10 protein-coding genes are annotated in these 12,212 nt (G+C 61.9%); 2 read left to right on the top strand and 8 right to left on the bottom strand.

The annotated features are described in order from the left end of the window. Positions 1-2: 2 nt before the first annotated feature. From IHN22_RS02380 to IHN22_RS02360, 5 genes are all read right to left on the bottom strand, one after another. Positions 3-647: a DUF5044 domain-containing protein gene (locus tag IHN22_RS02380; RefSeq protein WP_191433286.1), complete on the bottom strand. Its 645-nt coding sequence runs from the start codon at positions 645-647 to the stop codon at positions 3-5. 1 nt (position 648) lies between these two features. After that, on the bottom strand, positions 649-1,551 hold the full coding sequence (locus IHN22_RS02375) for a hypothetical protein (RefSeq protein WP_300985309.1): 903 nt from the start codon (positions 1,549-1,551) through the stop codon (positions 649-651). Beyond that, positions 1,488-1,832 carry a PadR family transcriptional regulator gene (locus IHN22_RS02370; protein ID WP_191433285.1) on the bottom strand — a complete coding sequence of 115 codons (345 nt, stop codon included), beginning with the start codon at positions 1,830-1,832 and terminating at the stop codon, positions 1,488-1,490. Before IHN22_RS02370 ends, IHN22_RS02375 begins: the two co-directional genes overlap by 64 nt. Before the next feature lie 85 nt (positions 1,833-1,917). Then, on the bottom strand, positions 1,918-2,874 hold the full coding sequence (locus tag IHN22_RS02365) for a D-2-hydroxyacid dehydrogenase (protein WP_191433284.1): 957 nt from the start codon (positions 2,872-2,874) through the stop codon (positions 1,918-1,920). 66 nt (positions 2,875-2,940) lie between these two features. Then, entirely contained in the window at positions 2,941-6,369 is a 3,429-nt protein-coding gene (locus IHN22_RS02360; RefSeq protein ID WP_191433283.1) for a pyruvate carboxylase, read from the bottom strand. Between the two features lie 431 nt (positions 6,370-6,800). Between IHN22_RS02360 and recG the strand changes: the two genes are divergently transcribed. Further along, positions 6,801-8,888: an ATP-dependent DNA helicase RecG gene (gene recG / locus IHN22_RS02355; RefSeq protein ID WP_191433282.1), complete on the top strand. Its 2,088-nt coding sequence runs from the start codon at positions 6,801-6,803 to the stop codon at positions 8,886-8,888. A gap of 24 nt (positions 8,889-8,912) precedes the next feature. Beyond that, positions 8,913-9,299, top strand: coding sequence for a C-GCAxxG-C-C family protein (locus tag IHN22_RS02350; protein ID WP_191433281.1), 387 nt, complete (start codon positions 8,913-8,915; stop codon positions 9,297-9,299). Between the two features lie 51 nt (positions 9,300-9,350). Here IHN22_RS02350 and IHN22_RS02345 read toward each other — a convergent pair whose 3' ends face one another. The 3 genes from IHN22_RS02345 to IHN22_RS02335 form a co-directional block, all read right to left on the bottom strand. Beyond that, positions 9,351-10,724 (bottom strand): DUF4179 domain-containing protein, encoded by a 1,374-nt coding sequence (locus IHN22_RS02345; protein WP_191433280.1) that lies wholly within the window; start codon positions 10,722-10,724, stop codon positions 9,351-9,353. Between the two features lie 3 nt (positions 10,725-10,727). Next, positions 10,728-11,192 carry a sigma-70 family RNA polymerase sigma factor gene (locus IHN22_RS02340; RefSeq protein WP_191433279.1) on the bottom strand — a complete coding sequence of 155 codons (465 nt, stop codon included), beginning with the start codon at positions 11,190-11,192 and terminating at the stop codon, positions 10,728-10,730. Positions 11,193-11,299: 107 nt separating this feature from the next. After that, positions 11,300-12,212 (bottom strand): FUSC family protein (locus tag IHN22_RS02335; RefSeq protein WP_191433278.1); only part of this gene is annotated, 913 nt, incomplete at its 5' end.

The raw sequence follows: 12,212 nt of genomic DNA, 5'->3' as shown, positions 1-12,212 counted from the left end.
ACTCACCTCAATTCATAACGGGTGGCCCAGGATTCCGGTATAGGGGATTGGTAGCGCAAGGCTCCGGCGGCGTCGTAGCCCTTGACCTGGAGATCCTCCGGAAAGACAAAGCCGGGGCCTGACGTATAGGGAATCAGGAAGCAGTTCTCTGTACTCTCGGTCTGGCTGGCGGAGAGCAGGGTGTAGCCCTGTTTTGTTTCAGCAGAAATGGGGAACGTGATCTCCACCTGGGTGATCTCTGGGTCGTTGGAGATCACCAGCACAGCTCCGCTGTTCCAGTCGCTGACCACCAGAGGTACCAGAGGCAGGTCCGGATTGTTCTCCACAGCGTCCAGGCCGCCGGTCTGCCAGAACAGGCCGTAGTGGTTGACGCCGCACCAGGCGTACCAGTCCCCGTGGCGGAGAATGTAATAGCGGTCGTACTGGCCGATCTTGACTTTGTTGGCCTCCCGGGAATAGTCCAGGGTAGTGATGACCTCCCCGGGGCCAAAGAAATAGCGGTCCTGGGTGGCCTCCAGGGCCTGTTCGGCGGTGAGGATGGGAAAGTCCAGCCGGAGTATCAGCACCACCAGGACTACTGCCAGCAGCAGTGCGTCCCGGAGGATGCGGCGCTTCCGCTGGGCGGGGGTGACAAAGGATCTGGCCATGTCAGTCCCCTCCTTTCAGCGGCAGGGTCAGAGAGATGGCGTTCTCCCCGAACCGGTCAAAGTGGAGGGTGATGGAGGTTGCCTCCGGATGGATACCGCCTACCCACAGATCGTAGTAGGAGGCGAAGGGATAGACGGCGGTGGGATTGCCGGAGGAATCCCCGGCGGAGGTGGGCAGCTGGTACAGCACCTGCTCACCTCTGGAGGGGTAGCGGTTGCCCAGATCGTCCTCCGCCCACAGCCACTCCCGGAATTCCGGCCCCCGCTGCCAGGGGTTGGAGTGGGTCACCTTCAGCAGATAGCTCAGATGCAGGGCCTCGTCACGGTATACGCTGGTCTCCGAGTGTGTGACAACCGCCCGCTGGATGGAGAAGGTGTAGCCCTCATACTGCCAAACAGCCCCAGGGGTGAAATCGGCCACCACGTCGTGCTCGTCATAATGCTCCAGAAGATAGCCCATCCCCACACCGTCGTAACTGGGGGGCGCGATCAGGTTAGTGACCGTCTCTTTTGCCTGGGGTAGGGCGAAGAGCAGGATGAGGATGGCCAGAGTCCACACCACCCGGCGGAACCAGATCTGAAACCAGCCCAACAGGGGATGATGGATCTGATCCAGCCAGCGGCCCAGTTCTTCCGGGTCTCCCATGGCCCGGACGGCTCTGGACTCGGCGTCCCACAGGGTCATGTTGGGATAGGCCTCCAGCAGGGTGTCCCGGTGCTCCTCCATGTGGCCGGTCAGCTCTGCGGAAATGGCGTCGTGGTCGGGAGAGAACCGGACGAAGGAACATACCTGACCGCAGAATTGGTCTATGGTGAGCCGGGGACCGCCGGGGGCGTCCATCAGGCCATGGCCGGGGCGGACCCGGCCAGCACCGCGTTCACCGCCTGGGAGAAGGTGGTCCACTCCTTCTTCTTCTCATCCAGCAGCCGAAAGCCCTTTTTTGTAATGTGGTAATACTTGCGGGTGCGGCCGGTGGGGGCCTCCTTCTCGTAGGACTGCACCGCTCCATCCTTCTCCAGGGTGTGGAGAATGGGGTAGAGGGTGCCCTCCTTCATGGAGAAGGTGTGGTCGCTCTTGGCCTCCAGCTCGGCGATCATCTGGTAGCCGTACTTGTCCTCTCCGGACAGGAGAGAGAGCACCAGCAGGGTGGTGCTGCCAGACAGCAGGGATTTATCCGCTTTCATGGGAAACCTCCTTTCAGATCAAAAACAATACCTCGGGTTTCTAGGTATATTATACCTAGAAACCCGAGGTATGTCAACAGTGGTTTTATTTCATACGGCTGCGAAGGGGCCGGCCAGACAAAAAGCGGTCCAGATTGTCCAGAAACAGGGCCTGAAGCTGATCCAGGGTGACCTGCATATGGTTGTAGCCTCCGGCGGTGTGGGGGGTGATGAAGGCCCGGGGAGCGCTCCAGAGAGGGTGATCCGGAGGGAGGGGTTCCGGGGCGGTGACGTCCAGCCCGGCTCCCAGCAGATGCCCCTGGGACAGGACTTCCGCCAGGGCGGCACAGTCGATGGCAGAGCCCCGGCCGGCGTTGAGAAGCACGGCATCGGACTTCATCAGCAGCAGACGGCGACGGTCCATGAGTCCGGCGGTATCCCTGTTATGGGGGAGGACCAGGGCCACCACATCGGCCTGGGGGAGCAGGCTGTCGATGGCGGACAGGGGGAAAGTCTGGTCGAAGTCCTCCACGGGAGCGTCGGAGCGGTGGAGGCCCATGACGGTTTTGGCCCCCAGCGCCCGGCACAGGTGGGCGAAGTGGCGGCCGATGTCGCCGGTACCCCCCACCAGAACGGTCTGCCCCCGCGGGGAGCGGACATGGCCTAAATCGGCCCAGATGTGGTCGTTTTGCTGGTCCCGGTAGGCGGGCAGCCGCTTGTAGATAGCCAGCAGCATGGCCAGCAGATGCTCGGAGACGGCGGGGCCGTAGGCTCCGGCGGCGCAGGTGAGGAGCACCCCTTCGGGCAGCACACCCGGGGCCAGATAGGGGTCCACACCAGCGTTCCAGCTCTGGACCCATTTCAGCCGGGGGAAGGTTTTGAGATCTGCCGGGGGAACGAAACCCATGAGGATGGTGGTGCGTTCCCGCCAGTCCTGGGGGATGGCGGCAGCACCTCGGCGGTCGCTGGTGGGGAGAAAGAGGTGCTCCTCGCTGGGAGCGGCGGTACGGAAGCGGTCCTGCTCTTCCGGGGTGAGGGGGAGCAGGTGGAGAATGGTTTCCATAGATGAAGCCTCCAGGTATAGATGATGTAAAAAGGGGGGCCGGTCTCACGACCGGCCCCCGCTGTATTATTTAATAGTGATGAGCAGCTCGCCGGCCTTGACAGAGCCGCCTTCCTTGATGAGTACCTCGTCCACGGTACCCGCCATGCGGGCCACCACGGAGGTCTCCATCTTCATGGCCTCGATGACGGCCAGGACCTGGTTCTCCTCCACCTTGTCGCCGGGCTTGACGTTTACCTTGGACACCATGCCGGGGATAGAGGCGCCCACCTGGCTCTTGTCGGAGGGATCGGCCAGATTGACCTTGCGGGCCTGCGCGGTAGCGCTCTTGTCGGGCACGGCCACCTCGCGGCGCATACCATTGAGCTCGAACTGAACGTTGCGGGTGCCGTCCTCGTTCAGATCGCCCAGTCCCATATACTTGATGACCAGGGTCTTGCCGTCCTCGATGTTGATCTTGTTGGTCTCGCCCAGGGCCATGCCGTTGAAGAACACATGGCTGCCCATGCGCATGATATAACCGTACTCCTGACGGTGACGGTAGAAGTCCTCCACCACCTTGGGATAGAGGCACCAGGAGATGACGTTGTGGTCGGAAGCGTCGGGATAGAACTTGCGGACCTCTTCCCGGGCCTTCTCAAAGTCGATGGGCTCCAGCAGCTCGCCGGGGCGGCAGGTGATGGGCTTCTCGCCCTTGAGGACCACCTTCTGCAGATCCTCGGGGAAGCCCCAGGCGGGCTGACCCATCATGCCCTTGAAGTAGCTGACCACGGAGTCGGGGAAGGTGAGGGCCTCGCCCCGCTCCACGATATTCTCGGGAGTCAGGTCGTTCTGCACCATAAAGATGGCCAGGTCGCCCACCATCTTGGAGGAGGGGGTCACCTTCACGATGTCGCCCAGCATATGGTTGACGGTCTTGTACATCTCCTTGACCGCCTCGAACTGGTGGCCCAGACCAATGCTCTCCACCTGGCTCTTCAGGTTGGTGTACTGGCCGCCAGGCATCTCGTAGCGGTAGATGTCGGTGGAGGGGTTCTTGATACCCGCCTCAAACTTGCTGTAGCGCAGGCGCACGTCGGCCCAGTAGTCGGACAGCTTCTGCAGCTTGTCGCCGTCCAGGCCGGTGTCCCGCTCCTGGCCGTGGAGGGCGGCCACCACCGCGTTCATGGAGGGCTGGCTGGTCATGGAGGACATGGAGTCGATGGCGCAGTCCACAATGTCCACGCCGGCCTCGGCGGCCATCAGATAGGCGGCCACCTGGTTGCCCGAGGTGTCGTGGGTGTGCAGGTGGATGGGCAGGCCGATCTCCTGCTTCAGGGTGGACACCAGCTTCTTGGCGGCGTAGGGCTTCAGCAGGCCGGACATATCCTTGATGCACAGCAGGTGAGCGCCACGCTTCTCCAGCTCCTTGGCCATATTCACATAGTATTGCAGGGTGTACTTATCCCGCTTGGGATCCAGGATGTCGCCGGTGTAGCAGATGGTGGCCTCGCACAGCTTGCCCTGCTTGAGCACCTCGTCCATGGCCACTTCCATGCCGGGGATCCAGTTCAGGGAGTCGAAGATACGGAATACATCGATACCGCCGATGCAGGCCTCCTTGATAAAGGCGCGGATCAGGTTATCGGGGTAGTTGGTGTAGCCAACGGCGTTGGCGCCCCGCAGCAGCATCTGGAAGGGGATGTTGGGGATCTTCTCCCGCAGCAGCCGCAGACGCTCCCAGGGAGACTCGTGAAGGAACCGGTAGGCCACGTCGAAGGTGGCGCCGCCCCACATCTCCAGGGAGAAGCAATCGTTGAGGATTTCGGCGGTGCCCTCGGAGGCCTTCAGCATATCCCGGGTACGCACCCGGGTGGACAGCAGGGACTGATGGGCGTCCCGCATGGTGGTGTCGGTGATGAGCAGCTTCTTCTGGTCCAGCACCCAGTCCCGCACCGCCTCGGGGCCCTTGCTGTCCAGCAGCTGCTTCAGGCCGGTACACTTGGGCGGGGTGTTCTCGTAGGGCGGGAAACGGGGAATGTCATGCTGAGGACGCTCGGCAGAGGGGGAGTCCACCTGGATCTGGGCGATATATTTGAGGATCTTGGTGGCGCGGTCCCGTCCGGTGTCGATGTCGAAGAGCTCGGGGGTCTCGTCGATAAACTTGGTGTGGCACTGGCCGGCCTGGAAGGTGGGGTGGGCCAGAATGTTGGTGACGAAGGGGATGTTGGTTTTGACGCCGCGGACGTGCTCCTCGCTGATGGCACGCATGGCCTTGCGGCACACGCCCTCGAAGGTGTTGTCCCAGGAGGTGACCTTTACCAGCAGAGAGTCATAGTAGGGAGAGATCTCAGCGCCGGTGTAGGCGTTGCCGCCGTCCAGACGGACGCCGAAGCCGCCGCCGGAGCGGTAGGCGGTGATCTTGCCGGTGTCGGGGGCGAAGTTGTTGGCCGGGTCCTCGGTGGTCACCCGGCACTGAAGGGCATAGCCGTTCATATGGACGGCATCCTGAGAGGGGATGCCGATCTCCGGGGTGGACAGGGGGTGACCCTCGGCAATGAGGATCTGGGCCCGCACCAGGTCTACGCCGGTGACCATCTCGGTGACGGTGTGCTCCACCTGGATACGGGGGTTCATCTCAATGAAGTAGTGGTTGCCCTCCTTATCCACCAGGAACTCCACGGTGCCGGCGGAGACATAGCCCACGTGCTTGGCCACCTTGACGGCATCCTCATACAGCTTCTGGCGGGTAGCTTCGGGCACGCTGAAGGCGGGGGCGAACTCCACCACCTTCTGATAGCGGCGCTGGAGGGAGCAGTCGCGCTCACCCAGGTGTACCACATTGCCGTGCTTGTCGCCCAGGATCTGTACCTCGATGTGCTTGGGCTCCACCAGGTACTTCTCAATGAAAATGTCCTCGTTGCCGAAGGCCTTCTTGGCCTCGCTCTTCACCAGATTGAAGGCAGGGATGACCTCCTCCGGCTTGTCGCAGCGGCGCATACCGCGGCCGCCACCGCCGCCGGCTGCCTTCAGAATGATGGGGAAACCGTAGGAGATGGCCTTCTCCAGGGCCTCTTCTCCGCTTTTCAGGGGTTCAGAGGAGCCGGGGATGGTGGGCACGTTGCAGGCCTTGGCGATGGCCTTGGCCGTCAGCTTGTCGCCCATCTGAGCCAGAATCTTGGAGGAGGGGCCGATGAAGGTGATGCCGGCATCCTCGCAGGCCTTGGCAAAGTCGGCATTCTCACTCAGGAAGCCGTAGCCGGGGTGGATGGCGTCCACGTTGCGGCGCTTGGCCAGGTCAATGATGGAGGGGATGTCCAGATAGGCCCCCAGGGGGGACTTGTTTTCGCCGATGAGATAGGCCTCGTCCGCCTTGGTGCGGAAGAGGGCGAAGGTGTCCTCGTTGGAATACATGGCCACCGTGTGCAGGCCCAGATCGTAGCAGGCCCGGAATACCCGGATGGCGATTTCGCCCCGGTTTGCCACCAGGACCTTGTTGAACTTACATTCCGCCATGCTGTCCGTCCTTTCTAACAAAAATCTCTTACTGTGCAAGCAATCCCCGGTCACTCCTTCGTGCCCGGGGCTGAGGGCCCGGTCCTTTCCGGGCATATTCCCTATGATATTATACCAGTAGTGACATTATATCTTATACGCTAAAGTATTTGCAATCATTTTTCTTTAAAATTGCAAATCTTGGCGGGAACTACAGGAATCTTCCCGGCCGCTTGCCGGGAAATAGGAAATATGCTACACTCAGTTTGTCGAAAAGCGGTTTCGACAAACTGAGTGCCTTTTTAAAACTTCTGAGAAGTTTTAAAAAGTTTTGACTGGACGCGAAAGGACACCCTGATGGTTTCCTTTCACACTATCTTTCCTTCCGAAAATGGAAGCCTGGAAACTTTTTATGCAAAAATGGTATAGAATAATGCAAAAGAGGTGAGATCATGTCGCTGACATTAAAGACCGGCGTGGAGGCCCTGCCTGGGGTGGGACCAGCCCGGGTCAAAGCTCTGGCCCGTCTGGGGCTGACTACCGTGGGTGATTTGCTGGGCTACTATCCCCGGGACTATGAGGACCGGCGGAAGAGCGCCTCCATTGCCTCGGCGCCGGCGGATGTGCCGGTATGCCTCACTCTGATGGTGGCCGAGCCGCCTCGGCTCTCCCGTATCCGAAAGGGACTGGAGCTGGTGAAGGTGCGCCTGGTGGACGACACCGGCAGCCTCACTGCCACCTTTTTTAACCAGGCCTATTTGAAGGATGCCCTGCGGACGGGGGAAACTTACGTCTGTTTCGGCAAGGTGGAAGGTGAGGGCGCCCGGCGGCAGATGACCAACCCGGTGTGCGAGCGGGTGGATCGGGTGCGCTTCACCGGCCGCATTTTGCCGGTATATTCCCTGACCCACGGGGTGTCCAACAACCTGCTGGCGGGGCTCACCCTCCGGTGTGTGGAGGAGTGTGCCGCCCAGGTGGAGGAGAGTCTGCCCCACAATCTGCGGCAGGCCCACCAGCTGGCCGAGGCCGAGTTTGCCGTCCGCAATGTCCACTTCCCTGCCGATGAGGATGCCCTGGCGGTGGCCCGACGGCGGCTCATTTTCGAGGAGCTGTTCTATCTCACCTGCGGCATGGCTCTGCTGCGTACCCGCCGGGACAAGGCGGCAGGGCTGCCCTTTGAACAGTTCCCAGAGGAGGATTTTCTAAATCTGCTCCCCTTCTCTCTCACCGGGGCACAGCGGCGGGTGATTGGGGAGATGACTGCGGATCTCACCTCCGGCGCTCCCATGAACCGGCTGGTCCAGGGCGACGTGGGCTCGGGTAAGACCATGCTGGCGGCCTACGGGGCTTGGCTGGCGGCCAAAAACGGGTACCAGTGCGCCCTGATGGCCCCCACCGAGCTGTTGGCCGAGCAGCACTATCGCTCCCTGGCCCCTCTGCTGGAGCAGGCGGGACTGCGGGTGGGGCTGCTCACCGGTGCGGTGAAGGGCAAGGCCCGCAAGACGGTGTATGCCGCCCTGGAGAGCGGCGAGCTGGATCTGGCTATCGGCACCCACGCCCTTTTGAGTGAGGGAGTGACCTTTGCAAAGCTGGGGCTGGTGGTCACCGACGAGCAGCACCGCTTTGGCGTGGGCCAGCGGGCGGCCCTGGCGGCCAAGGCCAACGGCACACCCCACGTGCTGGTCATGTCGGCCACACCTATTCCCCGTACCCTGGCCCTCATCATTTACGGAGATCTGGATGTGTCGGTGGTGGATGAACTGCCCCCTGGCCGCTCCCCGGTGGAGACCTATGTGGTGGGGGAAGATAAGCGGCAGCGGATGTACAATTTTGTCCGCAAGCTGGTGGGAGAGGGGCGTCAGGTCTATATGGTCTGTCCCGCTGTGGAAGAGGGGGAGGCTGACGGAGAGGAACCGGGTCCCGGCGGCCCGGCGGCTGACCTGAAGGCCGCCGTTACCTATGCCCAGACCCTCCAGACCCAGGTCTTTCCCAACCTGCGGGTGGGGCTGGTCCACGGCAAGATGAAGAGCAAGGAGAAGGACGCGGTCATGACCGCCTTTGCCGCCGGGGAACTGGATGTGCTGGTATCCACCACCGTCATCGAGGTGGGGGTGGACGTGCCCAACGCTGCCCTGATGATCGTGGAGAACGCCGACCGCTTCGGCCTTTCCCAGCTTCATCAGCTGCGGGGCCGGGTGGGCCGTGGCAAGCACCAGTCCTACTGCGTGCTGGTGACCTCCACCCGCAGCCAGGACAGCCGGGAGCGGCTGCGGGTCTTGTCAAAAACCAACGATGGGTTTAAAATCGCGGAGGAGGATCTGCGCCTTCGGGGCCCCGGCGACTTTTTCGGCTCCCGGCAGCACGGCCTGCCTCAGTTGGGCATTGCCGATCTGGCGGGGGATATGCGGGTGCTGAAGGAGGCACAGACTGCCGCCGAGGAGCTGCTCCGCTCCGACCCCGGCCTGACTCTGCCGGAGCACACCGGACTGCTGGGACGGGTGAAACGTCTTTTTGCCGAGCAGGGGGACGTATTTAATTAACAAGAAAAGGACAGAAAAGATTCTATGGACCGTATGGAAGAGACCGAGGGCCTGCGGGCCCGAACCGATATCCACTTCAACTGCTGCCAGTCGGTGCTGGTGCCCTTTGCCGACCAGTGCGGACTGAGCAAGGAGGCAGCCTACCAACTGGGAGCCCACTTCGGGGCGGGCATGAAGCACGGCGCCACCTGCGGCGCGGTGACCGGGGCCCTGATGGCCCTGGGTATGGCGGGGGCCGACAACAACGCCGCCCTGGACCTGATGCGCCGGTTCCGGGAGCACAATCAGGCTCTGGACTGTACTACTCTGCTACAGCTGGCTGCAGAGCGGGGCGAAGAGCGCAAGTGCCACTGCGACCGGATGGTGTATGAGGCGGTGGAACTGCTGGAGGAGCAGCTGGAGCGGAAGTAAGCGTGAAAAAGGGGCCCGGCCTGTCAAACAGGCCGGGCCCCTTTTTGCGGTTCAGTTCAGAGTGAGCGTGATGGGAGTGTCCAAAGTGGAGGTGTGGTAATCCAGGATCTCCAGATCCACCTGGTCGAAGGGATAATCTTTCAGGGGAACGGACTCCTCAAAGACTCCCTCCAGCTCCCTCCCGTTCTCATCCATGACGATGGTGTGGGATGCCATACTGAAGTGGTGCTCGCTTCCGTCGGGAGCGCGGTAGATGGGGCCTACCACCTGGCGGAACACCATGCCGTCTGCCAGGGTGGGGGCCCGGAAGGTGAGGGTTGGAATGCCGTCTGTTTCCTCAATTCGAGCCAGAGTGATGCCGTCGGGCAGAGGATCAGTCCGGCCAGTGGTCAGATCTACCGTGACCCAGTGTTCCTCCTTGTCCTGCCAGATGGCTCCTTCGATGTGAAGGGTCAGGTGCTGGGCATCCTCAAAATAGCTGCTCTCAAAGCGGTAGGAGGTGACCCGGGGGGTGCCGCCATCGCCGTGGGCGATCAGCCCCTGAGGCCGGTCATAGCGCACGCCCTTGTCGTCCTCCAGCCAGCAGGTCAGGCTGTTGATTTGAACGGTGTTGGCCTCGTCCTCCTGGAGGTCCACCCGGACGTGGGTGGGGTAGATCTCCAGCCCCACTACTTTCAGCTGCTGGCCGTCCAGGGTAAAGGGTTGGTCCAGGGTGATCTGACTGCCCTGGCTGGTAAAGTTGGGGTCGAACTGTAGGGTGAAGGAGAAGTTGGCCACCGCATCGGGATCAGCGGGCGGATCGTTCCACAGGCCGGAATCTTCCGACGGAACAGAGGCTTCGGTGTCGTCCGCCGCCCACACCTTATAGTCCAGGATCAGGGTATCGGGTACGTCCTCCTCCTGAAAGTCGATGGAGATCCGTCGCAGCTCCTTCGGATCGCTGGGGGTCTGGGGGAAGGAGAGGCTGGCATGGGCTTGCTGGCCGTCGGCCATTCGGATATCCCCGGAGCCGTCCAGCTGGGAATAGCGGTCACTGCTCAGGGAGAAAAAGACGTTGACCTGCTTTTGGTCCACAATGAGATATTCCACCTTCATGGTCACGTCGCCGTCGGTCTGGCTCTGCACCACCCGCTGGACATATTCGTGCTCAATGGCGGCCTTCAGGCTGGGAGAAAAGGCCACGGCGGCGGTAAGCTCCTTCAGGATGGGGATGTTGGAGCAGGCCAGGGCGAAGGGAGTCACCAGGTTGACCAGCAGCACAAAGACGGCAAACATGGCGGCCACGCTGCCGGCGGGGGCGGCCACCCATCGGCTCAGCCGACGGCGCCGACGTCTGGCCCTGGCCCGGGGCAGGGCGGATTCCAGATTGGGGGGCGTCTGCTCCAGCTCATCCAGGAGCAGGCGGTATTCTTCCATACGGTCCATGGTTCAAGCCTCCTCGCTTAATTCCAGTTTCAGCAGGGACAGGGCTTTGCGCTGCCGAGTGGAGACGGTGCCGATTGGGATCTCCAGGGCCTCCGCTGTCTCCGCCAGGGTGAGACCCTGGAAGTAGCGCAGGATGATGACTGCCCGCAGATCCCGGGGCAGGCGGCGGATGGCCTCCTTTAGCGGCAGATTGTCATAGGTCTCCGCTGCGGTCTCGGGCAGCTCCTCCACCGCCAGCTCCCGCTTGCGGCGTCGGAGCTCGGCGTTGCAGGCGTTGATGAGAATGCGGGTGAGCCAGGTATTGAAGTGTTCCGGCTGGCGCAGCCGCTTATGATGCAGCAGCCCCAGATAGATGGCCTCGTCTACCGCGTCCAGGGCATAGGCCTCGCTGCCCAGATAGAGATAGGCGGTGCGGTACAGTCTGGCCTTAAGTGCCTCGGTACGGGTCGCAAATTCCTGTTCGGTCAAGGGTGGCGCCCCCCTTTCTGCCTATTAGAGTATTTGGCGGGCCCTTTTCATTGCGTGGTGCGAAAAAATCAGCCGCGCCGCAAATTGTTTCTGCGGCGCGGCTGTTGTTATGCGTTTGCCAGGGTCTGGGCGTTTTCCATATAACGGCGGACCACATAGCACAGTTCCCCTTGGGGCAGCGTCTCCACCGGGACGCCGTTCAGATCGGTGAGGGGACAGATCCGGGCTCCAAGGGCGGCGGCTACGCTGTCCAGGGCGGTCTGCTCCTCCGGAGTGACGGCCCCTGACTGGATGAGGCCTTCTGTCTGCTCCAGCTCGGAGAACATATTCCACAGGATCACCAGCCGTTTCCGGTGGTATTCGGCCTCCTCGGGGGCCTGATGGTCGGTGTACTGGGCAGCTTCATGATAGACCATATGGAACTGGGAGAGCAGCTCGCTGAACAGGGCGGGGTCCACCGGTTGGCGGAGGCTGCGGCGGATGACCTCCCAGTAGTAGGCCTGGAGCCGGTAGAGCTCCTGGAAGTTCCGGCGGAACTGGGGTTCCTTCCGGTTGGGCAGCAGGAAGGTGTTGACCACCAGCACCAGCGCCACTGCCATACCCAGATACATGAGCCGCAGGCCGATGGCTTCGGTCTCCTGTACCGTTAAAGTGGCCATGGTGAGAGCAAAGGAGGTGGAGAAAATGGGATGGACCCAGGTGCCTGGGGTACAGCAGTACATCAGGGAGATCATAATGAGGGAGAACACAAAGATACCTGGTAGGCCGGGCAGCCAGGGATACACCAGATGGACAATGACACAGCCGATGGCTGTGCCCACGGGGCGGGTGACCATCCGGTGGGCGCTCTCCTCATAGCTGGGCTGGAGGAGCAGGAAGGCATGGAGAGGGAACCAGTAGGTGTGCTCAAACTCCCACAGGAAGCTGACGGTGGTGCTGATGGTCATAACCACCGCCAGACGCAGAGCAAAGCGGAACTCAAACCGGGCGGGGGAGAACCGCTGGCACAGGCTGCTCCAG

This window comes from Flavonifractor sp. An112 (assembly GCF_904377885.1).
Lineage (GTDB): Bacteria > Bacillota > Clostridia > Oscillospirales > Oscillospiraceae > Flavonifractor > Flavonifractor avicola.
Note: the sequence above shows the minus strand (reverse complement) of the source record. Positions and strands in the feature narration are given on the sequence as shown.

What these genes read in the sequence shown, in the direction of transcription:
- IHN22_RS02380 (WP_191433286.1), bottom strand. Translation starts at nt 647, where the DNA reads ATGGCCAGATCCTTTGTCACCCCCGCCCAGCGGAAGCGCCGCATCCTC.
- IHN22_RS02370 (WP_191433285.1), bottom strand. Translation starts at nt 1,832, where the DNA reads ATGAAAGCGGATAAATCCCTGCTGTCTGGCAGCACCACCCTGCTGGTG.
- IHN22_RS02365 (WP_191433284.1), bottom strand. Translation starts at nt 2,874, where the DNA reads ATGGAAACCATTCTCCACCTGCTCCCCCTCACCCCGGAAGAGCAGGAC.
- IHN22_RS02360 (WP_191433283.1), bottom strand. Translation starts at nt 6,369, where the DNA reads ATGGCGGAATGTAAGTTCAACAAGGTCCTGGTGGCAAACCGGGGCGAA.
- recG (WP_191433282.1), top strand. Translation starts at nt 6,801, where the DNA reads ATGTCGCTGACATTAAAGACCGGCGTGGAGGCCCTGCCTGGGGTGGGA.
- IHN22_RS02350 (WP_191433281.1), top strand. Translation starts at nt 8,913, where the DNA reads ATGGACCGTATGGAAGAGACCGAGGGCCTGCGGGCCCGAACCGATATC.
- IHN22_RS02345 (WP_191433280.1), bottom strand. Translation starts at nt 10,724, where the DNA reads ATGGACCGTATGGAAGAATACCGCCTGCTCCTGGATGAGCTGGAGCAG.